Source organism: Arthrobacter sp. Y3221048 (genome assembly GCF_059092685.1).
Genome location: NZ_JBNHHX010000001.1, coordinates 917,824 through 934,878 on the forward strand (window position 1 = coordinate 917,824; position 17,055 = coordinate 934,878).

Below are 17,055 nucleotides of genomic sequence, written 5' to 3' on the forward strand. Positions count from 1 at the left end.
AGTTTCCATGTCGAACACGCAGATTTTCAACCTCCCGGATGTCGGCGAGGGACTGGTCGAAGCCGAAATCGTGTCCTGGAAGGTCAAGCCGGGGGACACCGTGGCGGTCAACGACGTCATCGTGGAGATCGAGACGGCCAAGTCGCTGGTCGAGCTGCCCAGCCCCTACGCGGGCGTGGTTTCGGAGCTGCTGGTGCCGGAGGGGCAGACCGTAGAGGTCGGCACCCCGATCTTCGCCGTCGCCGCCGAAGGCACTGCCCCGCGTCCCGCCGCCCCGGAGCAGCCTGCCGCACCGGAGCAGACCACCCGACCCCGCGCCGCGGCTCCCGTTCCGGAGCAGCCGGTGCCCGAGGCCACCGCCGAGGGCGGGCCGCTGGTCGGTTCCGGCCCCAAGGCGGATCCGGTCCGGCGGCGCCCGCGGCGCGGCAGCGCCTCGGCTTCCTCTCCCACAACGACGACGGCGGTGCGCCGCTCCGGGGTTGCGTCCGCCGGCGGGGCCGCGCCCGCCGCGGAGATCCACCTGCCCGAGCCGCACGGCCAGGCCCAGCACGTGCCGCCGGTCCCCGCGGGCGAAGGCTCTGCGGTTCCCGGGGCGGCTCCGGCGGCCGGTGCCGGGCAGGCCCGCGGTGAAGCCGTCCAGGCAGCCGTCACCCGGCTGCTGACCCGGGTGCTCGCCAAGCCGCCGGTGCGGAAGGCCGCCAAGGACCTGGGCATCAACCTGGCGGACATCACCCCCACCGGCAAGGGCGGTGAGGTCACCAAGCAGGATCTGCTCAGCTACCAGGCTCAGCGCGAGGCCGAGCAGGCAGCTGCGCCGACGTTCTGGACGCCGCGCAAGGGGCTGGACAACCGGATCGAGCGGGTCCCGGTCAGGGGCGTGCGCAAGGCGACCGCCAAGGCCATGGTCGAGTCTGCCTTCAGCGCCCCGCACGTGAGCATCTTCGTGGATGTGGATGCTTCGCGGACCATGGAGTTCGTCCAGCGGCTGAAGAAGTCCCGCGACTTTGAAGGCGTCAGGGTGTCGCCGCTGCTCATCCTGGCCAAGGCCGTCATCTGGGCTGCCGCGCGCAACCCGAACGTCAACGCCAGCTGGGTGGAGACGGAGTCCGGCGACGAGATCCACGTCAAGCACTTCATGAACCTGGGCATTGCCGCCGCCACCCCGCGCGGCCTGCTGGTCCCGAACATCAAGGACGCCCAGGACCTCTCGCTCAAAGAGCTCGCGGTCGCCCTCAACGACCTGGCCACCACTGCCCGAGCCGGCAAAACCAAGCCGGCCGACATGCAGAACGGCACCCTCTCCATCACCAACATCGGCGCGCTGGGCATCGATATCGGCACCCCGATCATCAACCCGGGCGAAGTCGCAATCGTCGCGTTCGGCACCATTCGGCAGAAGCCGTGGGTGGTCTCCGGCGAAGTCATTCCGCGCTGGATCACCACGCTGGGCGGATCGTTCGACCACCGCGTGGTGGACGGCGACCTTTCCGCCAGGTTCATGGCAGACGTCGCGGCGATCATGGAAGAACCGGCGCTGCTGCTGGATTAACGGTGCGGCGGCGCCGCATGCTGGGTTCATCGTGCGCCGCCGCATGCTGAAGGGTCGGTGCGCCGCGCGCGAATGCCCGCCGGGCCGCGGTTGGCTATGATCGCGGTGTGGCGAGGAGGAGCACCATCAGGTGATCGAGACAGCGGGCAACGCAGCGACGCACGGCGCAGAACCTACAGTGATTTCGACGGCGGACCTGTACGACCGGCACGGCGACGAACTGGCGTCGCTGTCGCTCCAGTTCGGCAACTTCGGCGGCCGTACGGCGTTCAGCGGACCGGTCCGCACCGTGAGGTGCTACCAGGACAACGGGCTGGTGAAATCCGTCCTCAACTCCCCGGGCCACGGTGCCGTGCTGGTGGTCGACGGCGGCGGTTCGCTGGAGACGGCGCTGATGGGGGACATGATCGCCGCGGCTGCCGTGGCCAACGGCTGGTCCGGGGTGATCATTAACGGTGCCGTCCGGGACCGGGCCGCCCTCGCGCAGCTGCCGCTCGGCGTCAAGGCGCTCGGCAGCAACCCGCGCAAGAGTGCCAAGGACGGCAGCGGGGAAACGGGCGTTGCCGTCGACATCGGTGGCGTGCTGTTTCGGCCGGGCGCCGCGGTTTACGCCGACCTGGACGGCATCCTGGTAGGCGCCTGACCGCGCGCTACAGTCGGTGAATGACTGCATCCTTCGACGCCGCCGCTGCCGCCGGGATATTGGAGTCTGCGGCCGCCGGGAACTTCTCCGGCGCCATCCATGTCCGGCAGGGCGGGCGGGTCCTGCTCGACGAAGCCTACGGGGTGGCCACGCGGCGATGGAACGTGCCGGTCACCACGGCCACCCGGTTCGACGTCGCCTCCGTGACAAAGCTTTTTACCGCAGTCGCCGTACTGCAGCAGGTCGATGCCGGGACGTTAACTTTGGACGCCAGGATCCACGACTACGTGGATTTGGCCGACACGCAGATCCCCGCCGGGGTCACCCTGAGGCACTTGCTGACCCACACCTCCGGCATCGCCGACGACGCCGATGAGGAAGCCGGCGAATCGTACGAGGCGCTCTGGCATGACAGGCCCAACTATTCGGTCACGGAGACCGTGGATTTCCTGCCGAGGACGGCGTCTGACCCGCTGCGCAAGATCAACGACCTCGTTCCCTGACGGACCGTCGGCCGCGTACCGGCTGTGAAAGACTGGGCGCATGAGTAACAACAGGCCCTCGGGTCAGCGCAACGACTCCGGGGTGCCCAGGATCGACTGGAAGGGCACCCTGTGGGCCATGGCGGCCGTTTTCCTGCTCAGCTACGTCATGATCTGGCTGATGCCCGGCCTGCACCCCATCCTGCGGATCATCATTGTGATCGGCTTGTATTTCGCCGGCCGCTACGCGTACTACCGCTATTTCAAGAACCGGCGCCGGCCATAGCCTTTGCAAGGACGGGCGCCAGCCGCCGCACGCCCTCGCGAATGGCCTCTTCGGGCACGGCGCTGAAAGCCAGCCGCAGCTGACGTGACGGCTCCTCGGAGGGGCTGAACGCCGCTCCCGGGATGAAGACCACTCCGGCCTCGATCGCGTCGTAGAGCAGCGGGTAGGTGTCAACGCCTTCCGGGAGGGTGACCCAGACGAAGAAGCCGCCCTCGGGTTCGGTCCAGGTGACCCCGTCCGGCATGAATTCGTCCAAGGCCGACAACATGGCGGCACACCGGGTGGCGTACAACTGGCGGTAGGTATCGATCTGCCCCACCCAGTCGTGCTCGTCCAGGTAAGCGGAAATCAGCATCTGGTTAAGCGTGGGCGGGCACAGGGTGACAGCCTCGTTGGCCAGGTAGAAGCTCCGCTGCAGGTGGTCGGGCAGCAGGGCCCAGCCGATCCGCAGGCCCGGCGCAAGGATCTTTGAGAACGATCCCAGGTAGACCACGTCGTCGGGATTATCGGCACGCAGCGGCCGCAAGGGCTGGCCGTCGAAGCGCAGCAGCCCGTAGGGGTTGTCCTCGAGGACCAGCACGCCGGCCTCGCGGCAGATGTCCACGATGTGCTGCCGGCGCTCGGCGGCCAGCGTGATGCCGGAGGGATTGTTGAAGCTGGGAATGGTGTAGAGGAACTTGATGCTGCGGCCCTCGCCCTGCAGCTCTTCGATGCGGCGCTGGAGTTCCGAGGGGACCAGACCGTGTTCGTCCATCGACACCGGCTCCACCTGGACCTCGTAGGCCTCGAAGGTGTTCAGCGCGCCCACGTAGGTGGGATCCTCGCACAGCACCACATCGCCGGGGTTGCAGAAGACCTTGGCCGCCACATCCTGGGCGGACTGGGACCCCGCCGTGACGACCACGTTCGCGGGATCCACGCCGGTGATCCCTTCCCGTGCCATGACATCGCAGATCTGGCGCCGCAGGTCCTGGGTGCCCTGGCCGCCGCCGTACTGCAGCGCGGTCATCCCATGCTCGGCGATCAGCCGCTGCGCCATGCCGGCAATCTTCTCCAGGGGCAGGGACTGCAGGTAGGGGTTGCCGCCGGCCAGGGATACCAGCCCGGGACGCATCGAGATGTCGAAGACGTCACGGACGGCTGATTGTTTGATGTTTGCGGCGCGCTGCGAGAACAGGTGCTCGTGCCGGTGCGCCGCAGTGGCGCGCTCCAGCGCCACTTCCGTTTCGGTGGGCAGGGTCTCGGAAAGGTCTGCATCCTGTGAAGTCACTCACACAGGATAGCCCGAGGCGTTACCGGATAGGAAACAGAAGTTTTCTATTGGTGCTGCCTGGGGCTAGAGCCAGCCCGCGTCCCGGGCCTTGAGTGCGGCCTGAAAACGGCTGTCCGCGCCGAGCTGCTCCAGCATCCACGCAATGTGGCGCCTGCAGGTGCGGACGCTGATGTCCAGCCTCCGGGCAATCACCTCATCGGAGTAACCGGCGGCCATGGCGTTGAGGATGGAGTGTTGGATGCCGTTGAGATCCGAGGCGTCGTTGTCCTGCCCGTCCAGAACGTAGGGGTCGGCCAGCTCCCAGGCCACATGGAACAGGTTGATGAAGACCTGGATGAGGTTGAAGTCGCGCACCACCAGCGCGCCGCGGTCTTCCGGATGCAGTTGGCGTCCGATCAGGGCGAGGTTGCGGTCGAAGATCATGATCTTCAGCGGCACGTAGGGCAAGGTCCGGTACTCACCGCCGGCCGGAGCAATCGCGGCGACCGCCTTGCGCGTGGGCACGTGATCCAGAGTGCTGGCGTGGCTGATGTTCTTGCGGACGACCCCCCGATTGAGCAGCTCGATGTCCTTTTGGATGCCCTCTTCGTGCACGTCGGCGGAGGCGCCGGAGCCCGGCTGGCTGATCAGCACCTGCTCGGAAACGTCCCGGCCATAGTCCACCAGCAGCTTGCGGATCACCCCCGGGTCTTCGAGGACCTCCACGGAGGAGTCAAGCGACACACGTTTGCGGGCTGCCAAATACGTCGGCACGAGGGCCGCCATGTCCGCACGGTGTCCGCTGATCTTGGTGCGCAGGTCGATCAGCAGCCGCTCGTCGGAGTCCACCAGTTGCGACAGCGCTACGTCGGGGGAGATGGCGACATAGCATTCGACGTCCGGTGCCGGCTGCTGGAGCAGTTGCCGGCTGACCAGCTCGCCGATGGCGATGTTGAGGTCGCGGATGGTGTAGCCAAGTGCCGTGGACATGGTTTCTTTGGTCCAGCCGGGGTGGGCCACGGCGAATTCATAGACCTCGAATGCCGTCCCGCTCAGCATAGGGCGCTCCTCCGGTTGATCCGTTATGTATCACGCAGGGCCTGCCATTTCCGATGCGGTGCGGCCGCTCTTTGGTCAGTCTAAAGCACTTCTTCGGGCCATCTTGCGCCTTTTATTAACGGCCACTTCCTGTCATGGCCACATTATGCCACCGGCTCACGGCGTTTGTCCGGTGATCCTGTGGAGCCGTTCCTTTCCCCGGGTTCCCGGGGCAGCGGGCGGTTTCGACCACCTGTCCGGAACGTGACAGCGCAAGCCGTGAGGCACGATCATGGCATGTCCGGATGTTGCAACTGGATTGGCTGGACAGGCGTAGCAGTAGCACGGAACTCTTGAACATGTCGGGGGCGAGCAACCCGGCTGGATTTGTCACTGAACGAACCTAAGCCATGTGAAGGGAATGACATGTTCAAGAAGATCGCAAGCATCACGGCAGGTCTGCTGGTTGCTTTGGGGGCGGTCTCTGCGGCCACTCCGGCAGTAGCGGCCGATCTAGGACCGGTTCCCCATTCCGCAAACGCCACCGCTTCCGCCTATATCTGGGACTGGTGAAAAGCCGCCCCATCTCATCGGCACTGTGCTGATTCCGTAACCAGGATGACGCCGGCTATCCCTCCCCAACCACCAGAACATCGAACCAGGAGTAGCGCATGAGCCAGCTGACAGCCATCCGCCCAACAAGTTCGGTGAACGTCAAATCGTACTGGTGGGTTCTGTCTATTTACACGGGTAGGCAGGACGTAGTCGACGCAGTCATAGGAGAACTGGTTACGCCGCTGGTCGCCCACGCTCGCCGCGAAGGCGTGGGCCGCTGGTACTTCAGCCACAGTGCCGACCAGATGGGGCCTCACGTGAAGGTCCGGTTCCTGGGCCGCCGTCCAATCCTCGACAGCCTCCAAAGGTTCGAGCTGGCGGCCCGGGACCGGGTCCTCGACATCCTTCCCGGCATTACCACGCAGGAAAATTTCGTACTGCCTTCCGGCAGCGAGGATGCCATCCACCTCTCCCCGGCTGATTCCGCCGTCCCCGTGCCCGAAGCGGACTTGGACCGTTTTGGGGGACCCGATGGGCTGGAACTCGCGGAGGAGGTCTTCGAACTATCCTCCGAGCTGGCCATGTGGGCCACGCAGCGTTTCAGCAAGTCCCAAGGACGTTCGGCGCTGGCCTCCCTGCTCCTCTGCGATGCAGCGTGGGCCATGATGTACGGGCCGAAGGCGCAGCAGTGGCCGGACCGCGGCAGGCTGTCCTGGGAGTACTGCTGGGACAACCATCTGCGGGTATCCACGGCCGAGCTGGGCCGTTCGGCCCCGAAGGCGCGCCACAGCCTCACCGCCGGACTGGTAGCCCGCACCGCACCGATGCACCGTTTGATGGCCGCGACGGCGGACGAAAGCAGTGTCCAGAACTGGCGCCGCCGCTGGATCAGGACCCTTGACTCGTACCTGTACCGGGCGGACCGTGCGCGGGTTAGCCGCAGTGCGCAGCAACTGACGTTTTCCCAAGCCCACCTGCTGATGAACCGGTTGGGGTTCACCACGTGGGAAGAAGCGGCACTCGGTGTCTATGCCAGGGCATGGTCGCCCGAAGTCGAATCCTCACTGTTGGAGAAGAGGACAAAATGAGCCCGTTCGGTTTCTCGTCGATTGGACCCGAATCCATCAAGACTCCGGATGTCCAGAACGAAGGAACATCATCATCCCTGGATCAGGTCGGTGTGCTGGGTGCGCACGCCCAGGATGATGACCTCTGGAACCTCACCGGCAGCAACTACTCGCGCGACGCCGCCTGGGCAGACCAGGCGTGGCAATAGGAAAAATTCCGCCGGCGTCCCGTCGGCCTCCAAAGCATTCCTCCCCCCAACAGGATCAGGCCGGAGCGACCCCCAACGCTCCGGCCTGATCCTTTCTTTGCGTGTCCTGCCCATCAGGGGCTGTTTTCACCCATCACGCTGTGGTGCGGACAGCCCGCATGCCCTGGTCAGTTATAGAGCATGCCGCCGTCCACCAGCAGCACCTGGCCGGTGACGTAATCGGAGTCGGGGCCGGCGAAGAAGGACACGATCTTTGCCACGTCTTCCGGCGTCTCAATCCGGCCGAGGGCGATGCCCTCCACGTTCTCCTTGAGGTTCTGGCCGATCGGCTTTCCGTTGATCTTGCTGAGCTCCTTGTCGATGAGCTCCCACATTCCGGTTCCCACAATGCCGGGCGCATACGCGTTGACCGTGATCCCCTTGGGTGCCAGCTCCTGGGCTGCGGCCTGCGTGAAGCCGCGCACGGCGAACTTGGAGGCAGAGTAGGCGCTGAGAATCGGGAAGCCTTGGATGGCTGCGATGGAGGCAGCCGAGATGATCTTGCCTCCGTGGCCGAGCTCTTCAAACTTGGCGGCTGCGGCCTGAATGCCCCAGACCACGCTGTTGACGTTCACATTGAAAATCTGGTCGAGTTCCTGCTCGCTGATTTCAAGAACCGGCTTGATCTGGGCAATGCCTGCGTTGTTGACGATGACGTCGAATCCGCCGAGCTGGTCGGCGGCCGTGTCGACAGCCGCGACAACCTCGTCCCTCTTGGCGACGTCTGCTGCCACAAAAACGGACTTGCGCCCGAGGGCTTCGATCTCCGCCGCGACAGCCTCGCCCTTGGCGCGCTGCGGTTCGATATCGGCGATGGCGACGTTGAAGCCATCTTCAGCCAAGCGAAGAGCGATAGCCCGCCCAATGCCTTGGCCGGCGCCGGTTACGAGAGCGACCTTGTCCTGCACAGTCATTGTTGTCTCCTTTGTACTGCTTCCAGCCGGCCAGTAGCGCTAATTTGAGCGTCATGCCGGCTGCGGTGAACACCGTTGAGTTAGATCCGGTGTCACTAGGCGCAACACAAATCTCTCAGTATTCATTCCTTTGCATATTTGTGCGACCGGTGACCGGCCAAAGGACGGAGGAGGTTCGCGCCGGGACGGTGAGAAGCCGGCCATGGCGGGGTTGGCGGTTTCCGGCAGGAGGGAAGCCGGGCCGATACCTTGGCGCGCTTCGAGCGGGAGGGAGCCGGAGCAGCTCCCGCGGCAACCGCTTAGTGGCCGAAAACGTCGGCGTCGGTGATGTCTCCGGTGCCGCGGTCCAGGGCGGAGAGCCGGGCCAGTTCGCCGGCCTCCAGCATGAAGTCGAAGATGGCGAAGTTTTCGGCCAGCCGGTCCGGGCGGGCGGACTTGGGGATGGGCACATGCCCCAGCTGGGTGTGCCAGCGGAGCACGATCTGGGCCGGGCTCTTGCCGTACTTGCCGGCCAGAGACTGAACCGCCGGCTCGCGCAGCAGGTCGCCGCCTTTCCCGAGCGGACTCCAGGACTCCGTGACGATGCCGCGTTGGCGGTGTATCTCCACCAGGTCCCCGCGGGTGTGCCGCGGGTCCAGTTGGATCTGGTTGACCTCGGGTACCAGTCCGGCGTCGAACAGCCGCTGCAGGTGCGCGGGTTTGAAGTTGGACGTGCCGATGGCCCGCACGCTCCCGTCCTCCAGCAAGCGGGTCAGCCCTTCGAAGGCCTCCACGTAGCGGTCCTGCCCGGGGTTGGGCCAGTGGATCAGCAGCAGGTCCACGTAGTCGACGCCAAGCCGCCGGGCGCTGGCCTCGAAAGCCTGCCGCACGCCGTCGACGCTGTGCCACTGCTTATTGAACTTGGTGGTGATGAAGATTTCCGAGCGGTCAAGCCCGCTGCGGCGCAACCCTTCGCCGACGCCTTCCTCGTTCCGGTAATTCTCCGCGGTGTCGAACAGCCGGTAGCCGAGGTTGAGCGCAGTTTCGACCGCCCGGGCGGTTTCCGCGTGGTCCAGGGGCCAGGTTCCCAGTCCCAGCATCGGCATCTTGGCCCCGTTGCGGAGGGTCACAAGCGGAGCAAGCAGGTCGGCCACGGTCACAGTCTCCTCTGGTTGTCCTTCAGGCCCGGTCCGGGCCCGTGGCACCCAGCCTAAAGGTGATCGCGCCGGCTGTGCACCCCGGGCGGCGGTGCTGCCCGGCGGCAGGTAGGGAAGGGGGTGGCGCCCCGCCGCGGATCCGCCGGTCAGGCGGGAGGAGGCCGGCTAACCCGCGGCCGAAGTGGCGTCCGCCGAACCCGCGTCTGGCGCGGCGGTCCGGGTCTCCAGCCAGGCCAACACATCGGAGAGCAAGATCCGCCGGTGCGTCCCGCGGTACTGGACCGGGATGGTTCCGGCATCGGTCAGGCGCCGCATGTAGGTCAGCGACACGCCGGCCACCTCGGCCGCCTGCGATGTGTTCAGCAGTTCGACTGCTGAGCTGACCATCACGGCATCGCCGTGCGCGAAGCGGCGGAGCATATCGACGACGGCGCCCGCGGCTTGCGCTGGCAGCTTCACCGCGGTGCCGTTCACGAAGACGGTGACATCGGCGCTCTCGTCGAGCGCCCGCTGCAATCGCTGCGCCTGGGCGGCCGGAAGGGCATCGGTGGTGCGGGGTGTCAGCTGGGCCATGGGGACAGCGTAAAACACTTCCCGGCCCGCACCGGGGAAGGCGTGCTGCGCCGTCGTTGTTGCAGCGGACATGCCGGGGGACGGCCACGGACATCCCCGAGGTCCCCGGCGGCGGCCGTTGACATTCCCTGACGGCCCGGCGTTAGGTAAGCGTAAACTGCTGTTCGCGACGGACAGCGTGCTCCGTCTGCGGAAGCCGAACATCCGCCGACTCCAGAGGAGACCATCGTGGGCAGACCGTTCTGCGCCGAACTGAAGGGCACTCCGAACGCCGCGCATCGGCCGGAGCCCGCGCTCTGACATGGAGCACATCGCCAGCCTCCCCTTCGGATACGCGGTCAGCGCGCTGTTCGTGATCGTGATGCTGCGCGCCAACGCCACGTACTGGGCCGGCAGGGGAGTGGCCGCCGGCGGGCGGCACACCCGCCTGGCCCGCCAGTTGGATTCGCCTGCCATGCGCCGCGCGGAGGCCATCATCGCCCGCTGGGGAGCCCCCGCCGTCGCGCTCTGCTTCCTGACGGTGGGCGTCCAGACTGCGGTAAACGCGACGGCCGGACTGGGCCGGATGCCGCTGCGCAGGTACCTGCCGGCCGTCGTGGTCGGCTCGGTGTTGTGGGCGGTGCTGTACGCCACCGTGGGCCTGGCCGCCCTCAACGCCTGGCTGGCCGCGGCCGCCGGGTCCCCGCTGGGCATCGCCGTCGTAGTGCTGCTGGCGGCAGCGGTGGTCGCCGCGATCGTTGTGGCCCGCCGGCGGCGGCGCGGACGCCACCCGGCATCTCTCTGACGCCGGTTTACCTCCGCCGCGGACGCACGTGGCGCATGCCTCCATCGGCATTCGCCCCTCCATTGGTGGCCCCGGCGGCGGAAACATTAGGCTAGGGGTATGTCCGCTCTAAGAAACCGCCGTGCCGCCGCCCTTCCCGCAAAATTGTCCCGCTCTTGGCTTCTGGCCTCGGCGGCTGACAAAGCGAATTTCGGGCCGGCACTCGCCTCTGAAGCAGACTCCGTCATTTTCGACATGGAAGATGCCGTGCCGGCGGAGGGCAAGGCCGCGGCGCGGGAACGGGTGGTGGAGGCCCTGTCCACCGGCATGACCGCATGGGTCCGGGTGAACGGCATGGAAACCGACTACTGGGCCGACGACCTGGCCGCCCTGTCCAAGGCGCCGGGCCTGCGCGGCGTCATGCTGGCCATGACCGAAAAGCCCGAGCAGGTCACGCACACCGCCATGCGGCTGCAGGCCGGTACCCCGGTGCTCGCCCTGATCGAATCCGCCGTCGGCATCGAGAACGCCACCGACATCGCCCGCGCGCCGGGCACCTTCCGCCTCGCGTTCGGCGTGGGCGACTTCCGCCGCGACACCGGGGCCAGCGATTCACCGATGGCCCTGGCGTACGCCCGTTCCCGGCTGGTGGTCGCCTCCCGCGTGGGCCAGCTGCCGGGCCCCATCGACGGGCCGACCGTCGGCGCGCTCGGCGACGAACTGCTGGAAGCCTGCAAGGTGACAGCGTCCATGGGCATGACGGGCAAGCTCTGCCTGCTCACCGACGCCGCCGACACCATCAACAAGGGACTCTCACCCAGCGAGTCGGAAATCAAGTGGGCGCACGAACTGCTCGATGCGCACGCGGCCGGCGCGGTGGTGGGCGACGGCTCCTACCTGCCGCGCCTCGCCCGCGCCGAGAAAATCTCTTCGCTCGCGGACTCCTACGGACTCTGGAACGCCTAGGGTTTCACTGTCCGGGCGCGGGGCTCCGTCCGGCCGGCACCGTCGGCACTGCCCGGCTCCGAACCGGACGCCGAACTGCCCGGCCTCGGATCAGTCCCGGCCGCCGAACAGCTCCCGCAGGCTCAGCGCGGGCCGCCCGGTCAGCAGGTCCACGTCGTGGGTCACCAGGTCCAGCTCCCCGGCGGCAATCGCCGTGTAGGTGCTGACCCAGGCATCCAGCTGCCAGTCGGGGGCGCCGTAATGCGCCCGGCTCGCGTAGGCCTCCTCCACCGTTTCGTTAAGGAACGACGTCGGACGGCCGGTTGCCTCCGTGATGGCCGCCGCAGCCTCGGCCAGGGTCACCGACTCCGGGCCGGTCAGCTCGTAGGTAAAGCCCGCATGGGGCATGGGTTCGGCCAGGATAGTCGCGGCCGCCCGGGCTACGTCCTCGCGGGCCACGAATCCCGCCTTTCCGTCGACCGCCGGACCGCGGATCACGCCCGATTCGTCGGCGAACAACGGCAGGACGTCTGCGTACAAGTTGTTGCGCAGCAGCGTGTGCTTCAGGCCGGTTCCGCGCAGTTTTTCCTCCGTGGCGTAGTGGTCCCTGGCCAGCGTGAACGTAGCGTCCTCGGTCGCACCGATGAAGGAGGTGTAGACAATGTGCTGCACGCCGGCGTCGATGGCGGCGTCGATGAAGGTGAAATGATGCTCCAGCCGGTCCTCGGCTTCGGCGGCGGACACCATGAACACTGTCTCGATGCCTTGCAGCGCGGCAACGACGGCGGCCTTGTCGCCGTAGTCTGCAGGCGCCGTCGTCGTTCCGGGCAGCTGCGGTGCACGCGACGGGTCGCGGACAATCAGCCGCTGTGGAAGGTTCTGCTCCGCCAGCATCCTGGCGACCATGCCGCCCAGCTCGCCGGTGGCACCGGTGACGGCAATCGGGGTTTCCATGGGGGAGTCGGGTGTGCTCATAGCACCAGCCTAATAGGCCGCGGCAACACCCCCGCGGGCCGGGGACCGGCCTGCTACCGTGGGGACGTGCCAGCAGCCCAGAGTCCCGCCGGTCGGTTCGCGCCCAGCCCCTCGGGTGAACTGCACGTTGGCAACCTGCGCACCGCGCTGCTCGCCTGGCTCTTCGCCCGCAGCACCGGCCGCCGCTTCCTCATTCGGGTCGAGGACCTGGACCGGGCGCGAGCCGGGTTCGAGGCCCGGCAGCTGACGGATCTGGCGGCCATCGGTTTGGACTGGGACGGCGAGGTGGTGCGCCAGACCGACCGTTCCGCGGTCTACCGGCAGGCCCTCGGGCAGCTGGCGGAGGCCGGCTTGGTCTACGAATGCTTCTGCACGCGGCGGGAGATTGCCGAGGCGCCCAGCGCCCCGCATGCTCCGGAGGGCGCCTACCCGGGAACCTGCCGCAACCTGACCGACGCCGAACGCGAGGAGCGCCGCCAGTTCCGCCCCGCCGCGCTGCGGCTGCGCGCTTCGACCACCAGCCACGCGGTCACCGACCGGCTGCACGGCGACTACACCGGCATCGTTGACGACTTCGTGCTGCGGCGCAATGACGGCGTCCCCGCCTACAACCTGGCGGTGGTGGTGGACGACGCCGCCCAGGGCGTGGACCAAGTGGTGCGCGGCGATGACCTGCTGTCCTCGGCGCCGCGGCAGGCCTACCTCGCCGCGCTGCTGGGGCTGCCGCCGGTCGAATACGTTCACGTGCCGTTGGTCCTCAATGAACGACGGCGGCGCTTGGCCAAGCGCGACGGCGCGGTGACCTTGGGGGCACTTGAACTGGCCGGGCTGGACGCGGCCGCGGTGCGCGGCCTGTTGCTGGCATCGCTGGATTTGCCGGATGTACCGCTGCACAAGTTGCTCTCCGACTTCCGGCCGGATGCCCTGCCGCTTGAGCCGTGGATCTTCGACCCGCCGGAGCTGGTTCCCGACGCCACCTGACGGCAGCAGGGCAACTGCCGCGTGGCCCCGGGTCTGTAGCCCTGCAGCGGACAACCCGGCCGACACAGCGCTGGACTTCACCGCCTGTTTGCCGGTACGTCGCCCGGCGCAGCTAGTCTTCCGCAGGTGGGAGGACTATTCGTTGCGCTGGGCGACAGCTTTACCGAGGGCGTGGGGGACTACAACGCCAACTTCCCCAATGGCGTGCGCGGCTGGGCCGACCGGGTGGCTAAGCAGTTGGGCAAGCAGGACCCGGACTTCCGCTACGCAAACCTGGCAGTACGCAGCAAGCGGCTGCACCAGATCATCGCCGACCAGTTGGAACCGGCCGTGGCGATGCAGCCCACACTGGTCTCCTTCTATGCCGGCGGAAACGACATCCTGGAGCTCAAGCGCAGCATGCCGGAGCTCTTGGCCGAGTACGAATCCGCCGTCAGCCGGTTGGCCCAAACGGGTGCGCAGTTGATCCTTTTCACCGGCTTTGAGGTCATGCTCCCACCGGTCCTTGAGCCGATGCGGCGGCGCAACTGGGTGTTCAACGAGGCCGTCCGTGACCTGTCCCGGCGTTACGACGCCGTGCTGGTGGACCACTGGGCCTTCGACCTCTACCAGGACCGGCGGATGTGGGACACGGACCGGCTGCATATGTCCGCGCTGGGGCACAAGTACATGGCGGCCAGGGTCCTTGAGGCCCTCGGTGTGGATCACACACTCAGGCTGAAGCGACCGGAGGCTCCGGTGCGGGCGGGCTGGCGCGAGGCGCTCCGGCGCGAGCGCGACTGGCTGCAGGAATGGGTGGTCCCGATGTTCGGGCGCAAGCTTAAAGGCGTCACGTTGGGGGACAACCTGACGCCGCGCTGGCCGGAGCCGGTTCAGGTCTCGCGCGGGCTGAAAAAGCTGGCCAGACAGCGTCTCGCTGCTTCCGCAGGCTGACGTCCCCGCACAGTCCTTGGCCGGCAGGCCGCCGGCTGACGACTCCCAGATAAACTCGGCACAGCACGCGCCAAGCCGGCCCCGGCCGCCGGGCTGACGTTCCACAGATAACGTCCCGCACGCCTGCGTTAGGCCAGCCGGTCACCGCGACGGGCCAGCCGGTCACCGCGGCAACACTGCCGTTCGGCGATACCGCCGGCAGCGGGTGCATGGTCTTACCGGCCTGCGCGGCGGCGGCTGTACGCTGTTGCAACAACAGGGGACCGCGGCCATGCCGCGCCGTCGGTGAGGAGGGTTGTCGCCATGTCCGTCCAGGAACCGCGCGAGCCCGTGCCGGCGCTCGACGTTCCCGCGGCGTTCCGGGAACCCACCACCAAGGTCCGGGCCGGCTGGGTCACAGCCGTCGTGCTGACCAACCTTGGCATCAACGCGGCGTTCTTCGGCCCCTTGCAGGTGCTGCTGGCCCAGCAGTCGCAGGCGTTCGATGCGGTGAACAAGGAAGCCGTACTGGCGATGGCCACGGGTTTCGGCGCCGCCGTGTCCCTGGTCGCCAATCCGGTCTTCGGGGCGCTGAGCGACCGCACCACCTCACGGTTCGGACGACGTGTGCCGTGGGCCCTGGCCGGCGGCATCCTGGGGTTCGCCGCGCTGCTGCTGCTTTCCGGCGCCCCCAACATCGCGGTGATGGTGATCGCCTGGTGCCTGGTGCAGGCAGGGTGCAATGGCGCCTACGCAGCCGTGACGGCCAGCATCCCGGACCGCGTGCCGCGGCGGCAGCGGGGCCAAATCGGCGGTCTGGCGGCCATCGGGCAGACACTGGGCATTGTGATGGGTGCGGTGCTGGCCAATCTGGCCGGCGGCTTCGTCCTCGGTTACATCTACTGTGCCGTGTTCCTGCTGGCCAGCATCATCCCTTTCGTGATTGCGGGCCGTGACACCCCGTTGCGGAAGGCCGACCGCCCGCCCTTCGCCTGGCCCAGCTTCCTCAAGGGCTTCTGGATCTCCCCCGCCAAGCACCCCGACTTCGGCTGGGCGTGGCTGACCCGGTTCCTGGTCAATCTGGGCAACAACATCTTCACCCTCTACCTGTTCTTCTTCCTCCAGGACGCCGTGGGGCATCCGGACCCCGCCGCCGGCGTGCTGCTGCTGACCGGCGTCTATGCGGCCATGGTGGTGGTGATGGCGGTAGTGGGCGGACCGCTCAGCGACCGGGTGGGGCGCCGCAAGCCGTTTGTTATCGCGTCCTCGGTCACCATCGCAACGGCCTCGGTCATCGTGGCGATCACGCCCGCGTGGCCGGCCGTGGTCGGGGCGGCAATGGTCCTCGGCGCGGGCTTCGGCATGTTCCTGGCCGTCGACTTCGCCCTGCTCACGGAAGTGCTGCCGAGCGCCGCCGACCGGGGCAAGGACATGGGCGTCATCAATATCGCGGCCTCGTCGCCGCAGGTCATCGCCCCGTTGATCGCCGCCCCCACCGTGCTCTACCTCGGCGGTTACACGGCACTGTTCGTGCTGTCCGCCGTGATCGGCCTGCTCGGCGCGGTCTTCGTAGTCAAGATCAAGGGCGTGCGGTAGCAACAGCTCGGTTCCAAGCCCGCGTAGAGCAGGGCCGGCGGGCGGGACGCCGCAACGGCTAGTCGATGAAGGCTGCTTTCGAGCTGTACTCCTGATAGAGCCGCGCAGCATCGCCCACCGGCAGCTGGCCGTACTTCAGGGCAGTCAGCAGCCCGTCGAGTTGCGCGCTGGCGGACTCGGCCGTTGAGATCTGCTCCGCACTGTTGCGTGAGTTGGCAAGGCCGGACGCAATCGCTGCGGCAAGGGAGAGGATCGACGCCAGGATGCAGATGACCTGCCAGACGACCGACGTGCTGGATAGCGAAAAAGTGCCCGCCACGGCCGAGTTGAAATTGTTCTGGCCGAAGCCAGGGCCCGCCGTCAACGCGGCGACGACCGAGCTCCCGACGATGCTGACATTGGTCAGGCGGTTGCGTTTGGGACGGGCGCGGCGAAGAAAAGCCCTGATGTCATCACGGCGCTGGTCGATTTGCCGGGTCAGGTCCTGCCGGCCCTGTGCGTCGTCCATGATGTCCCCGCGCCTTCCGGTAAATAGCCCCCGCCCTGTAGCCGCGAGGTATCGCTGCACCGTATATCAGATTGCCCGCCGACGGCTACGTTTTTTCACGAACCGAGCAGGATTCGAGAAGCCCGCACCCCGCGTGGCTGCTACTGTCGGTCGTGATTCGCACAAGGGAGATCGAGATGACCACTAAGAAGTCTGATGCGGGCGGCTTCTCGGAGGCCGAGCGTGCCGCCATGAAGGAGCGGGCCCAGGAGCTGAAGGCACAGGGCCGCAGCGGTCAGAAGAAGGCCGACAACGAGCGCGCCGTGCTCAACGCGATCGCCGAGATGCCCGACGCCGACCGCGTCCTCGCCGAACGCATTCACGCACTCGTCACCGCGAACGCGCCGGAGCTTCTGCCCAAGACCTGGTACGGAATGCCGGCGTACGCCAACACGGACGGCAAGGTCGTCTGCTTCTTTCAGGGCGCAGCCAAGTTCCAGGCCCGCTACGCCACCTTCGGATTCAACGACACGGCCACGCTCGACGACGGGCCGATGTGGCCTGTCTCGTTCGCAATAGTGGAGTGGACTCCCGCGGTGGAGGAGAAGGTCGAGGCGCTCGTCAAGGCCGCGATAGCCTAAGCGCCCTCCCCG

General features: G+C 67.1%; 20 protein-coding genes. 13 read left to right on the forward strand and 7 right to left on the reverse strand.

The window, feature by feature from the left end:
• Positions 1–7 precede the first annotated feature (7 nt).
• From AC5RVS_RS04340 to AC5RVS_RS04355, 4 genes are all read left to right on the forward strand, one after another.
• Positions 8–1,549 (forward strand): dihydrolipoamide acetyltransferase family protein, encoded by a 1,542-nt coding sequence (locus tag AC5RVS_RS04340; protein ID WP_494107249.1) that lies wholly within the window; start codon positions 8–10, stop codon positions 1,547–1,549.
• Positions 1,550–1,679: 130 nt separating this feature from the next.
• Positions 1,680–2,192, forward strand: a complete 513-nt coding sequence (gene rraA / locus AC5RVS_RS04345) for a ribonuclease E activity regulator RraA (protein WP_494107250.1) — start codon at positions 1,680–1,682, stop codon at positions 2,190–2,192.
• A gap of 20 nt (positions 2,193–2,212) precedes the next feature.
• Positions 2,213–2,695: a serine hydrolase domain-containing protein gene (locus tag AC5RVS_RS04350; RefSeq protein WP_494107251.1), complete on the forward strand. Its 483-nt coding sequence runs from the start codon at positions 2,213–2,215 to the stop codon at positions 2,693–2,695.
• A 40-nt stretch (positions 2,696–2,735) separates the two neighbouring features.
• Positions 2,736–2,960 (forward strand): hypothetical protein, encoded by a 225-nt coding sequence (locus AC5RVS_RS04355; protein ID WP_493979966.1) that lies wholly within the window; start codon positions 2,736–2,738, stop codon positions 2,958–2,960.
• On the opposite strand, the gene AC5RVS_RS04360 is transcribed toward AC5RVS_RS04355, so the two are convergent.
• Together AC5RVS_RS04360 and AC5RVS_RS04365 are read right to left on the reverse strand one after the other, a co-directional pair.
• Positions 2,938–4,230: an aminotransferase-like domain-containing protein gene (locus AC5RVS_RS04360; protein WP_494107252.1), complete on the reverse strand. Its 1,293-nt coding sequence runs from the start codon at positions 4,228–4,230 to the stop codon at positions 2,938–2,940. The two genes, AC5RVS_RS04355 and AC5RVS_RS04360, sit on opposite strands and share 23 nt — an antisense overlap.
• A gap of 66 nt (positions 4,231–4,296) precedes the next feature.
• A complete protein-coding gene (locus tag AC5RVS_RS04365) occupies positions 4,297–5,271 on the reverse strand; it encodes a LuxR C-terminal-related transcriptional regulator (RefSeq protein WP_494107253.1) in 975 nt (324 codons plus the stop codon).
• Positions 5,272–5,676: 405 nt separating this feature from the next.
• On the opposite strand from AC5RVS_RS04365, the gene AC5RVS_RS04370 reads away from it, so the two are divergent.
• The 3 genes from AC5RVS_RS04370 to AC5RVS_RS04380 all read left to right on the forward strand — a co-directional run bounded on the left by AC5RVS_RS04370 (position 5,677) and on the right by AC5RVS_RS04380 (position 7,081).
• The gene (locus AC5RVS_RS04370; protein ID WP_494107254.1) at positions 5,677–5,823 is read left to right on the forward strand and encodes a hypothetical protein; all 147 of its coding nucleotides are present in this window, start codon (positions 5,677–5,679) and stop codon (positions 5,821–5,823) included.
• Between the two features lie 98 nt (positions 5,824–5,921).
• Positions 5,922–6,893 carry a lantibiotic dehydratase C-terminal domain-containing protein gene (locus tag AC5RVS_RS04375; protein ID WP_494107255.1) on the forward strand — a complete coding sequence of 324 codons (972 nt, stop codon included), beginning with the start codon at positions 5,922–5,924 and terminating at the stop codon, positions 6,891–6,893.
• Positions 6,890–7,081, forward strand: coding sequence for a hypothetical protein (locus AC5RVS_RS04380; protein WP_493989875.1), 192 nt, complete (start codon positions 6,890–6,892; stop codon positions 7,079–7,081). The genes AC5RVS_RS04375 and AC5RVS_RS04380 overlap by 4 nt, the downstream gene beginning before the upstream one ends.
• 167 nt (positions 7,082–7,248) lie before the next feature.
• Here the strand turns inward: AC5RVS_RS04380 and AC5RVS_RS04385 are convergent, their stop codons facing one another.
• From AC5RVS_RS04385 to AC5RVS_RS04395, 3 genes are all read right to left on the reverse strand, one after another.
• Positions 7,249–8,034 carry an acetoin reductase gene (locus tag AC5RVS_RS04385; protein WP_494107256.1) on the reverse strand — a complete coding sequence of 262 codons (786 nt, stop codon included), beginning with the start codon at positions 8,032–8,034 and terminating at the stop codon, positions 7,249–7,251.
• A gap of 299 nt (positions 8,035–8,333) precedes the next feature.
• Complete coding sequence (locus tag AC5RVS_RS04390; protein ID WP_494107257.1) at positions 8,334–9,167, reverse strand: aldo/keto reductase; 834 nt, start codon at positions 9,165–9,167, stop codon at positions 8,334–8,336.
• 168 nt (positions 9,168–9,335) lie between these two features.
• A complete protein-coding gene (locus AC5RVS_RS04395) occupies positions 9,336–9,743 on the reverse strand; it encodes a helix-turn-helix domain-containing protein (RefSeq protein WP_494107258.1) in 408 nt (135 codons plus the stop codon).
• A gap of 301 nt (positions 9,744–10,044) precedes the next feature.
• Here AC5RVS_RS04395 and AC5RVS_RS04400 point away from each other — a divergent pair, with 301 nt between their 5' ends.
• Both AC5RVS_RS04400 and AC5RVS_RS04405 read left to right on the forward strand, forming a co-directional pair.
• A complete protein-coding gene (locus tag AC5RVS_RS04400; RefSeq protein WP_494107259.1) occupies positions 10,045–10,527 on the forward strand; it encodes a DedA family protein in 483 nt (160 codons plus the stop codon).
• A gap of 99 nt (positions 10,528–10,626) precedes the next feature.
• On the forward strand, positions 10,627–11,472 hold the full coding sequence (locus tag AC5RVS_RS04405) for an HpcH/HpaI aldolase/citrate lyase family protein (protein ID WP_493989870.1): 846 nt from the start codon (positions 10,627–10,629) through the stop codon (positions 11,470–11,472).
• A gap of 90 nt (positions 11,473–11,562) precedes the next feature.
• On the opposite strand, the gene AC5RVS_RS04410 is transcribed toward AC5RVS_RS04405, so the two are convergent.
• A complete protein-coding gene (locus tag AC5RVS_RS04410; RefSeq protein WP_494107260.1) occupies positions 11,563–12,426 on the reverse strand; it encodes an SDR family oxidoreductase in 864 nt (287 codons plus the stop codon).
• Between the two features lie 66 nt (positions 12,427–12,492).
• Here AC5RVS_RS04410 and gluQRS point away from each other — a divergent pair, with 66 nt between their 5' ends.
• From gluQRS to AC5RVS_RS04425, 3 genes are all read left to right on the forward strand, one after another.
• Positions 12,493–13,407: a tRNA glutamyl-Q(34) synthetase GluQRS gene (gene gluQRS, locus AC5RVS_RS04415; RefSeq protein ID WP_494107261.1), complete on the forward strand. Its 915-nt coding sequence runs from the start codon at positions 12,493–12,495 to the stop codon at positions 13,405–13,407.
• Between the two features lie 126 nt (positions 13,408–13,533).
• Entirely contained in the window at positions 13,534–14,340 is an 807-nt protein-coding gene (locus tag AC5RVS_RS04420; RefSeq protein WP_493989867.1) for an SGNH/GDSL hydrolase family protein, read from the forward strand.
• 303 nt (positions 14,341–14,643) lie between these two features.
• Positions 14,644–15,915: an MFS transporter gene (locus AC5RVS_RS04425; RefSeq protein ID WP_494107262.1), complete on the forward strand. Its 1,272-nt coding sequence runs from the start codon at positions 14,644–14,646 to the stop codon at positions 15,913–15,915.
• A gap of 58 nt (positions 15,916–15,973) precedes the next feature.
• On the opposite strand, the gene AC5RVS_RS04430 is transcribed toward AC5RVS_RS04425, so the two are convergent.
• Positions 15,974–16,423 (reverse strand): hypothetical protein, encoded by a 450-nt coding sequence (locus AC5RVS_RS04430; protein ID WP_493989865.1) that lies wholly within the window; start codon positions 16,421–16,423, stop codon positions 15,974–15,976.
• Between the two features lie 176 nt (positions 16,424–16,599).
• Between AC5RVS_RS04430 and AC5RVS_RS04435 the strand changes: the two genes are divergently transcribed.
• The gene (locus tag AC5RVS_RS04435) at positions 16,600–17,043 is read left to right on the forward strand and encodes an iron chaperone (protein WP_493989864.1); all 444 of its coding nucleotides are present in this window, start codon (positions 16,600–16,602) and stop codon (positions 17,041–17,043) included.
• Positions 17,044–17,055: the final 12 nt, after the last annotated feature.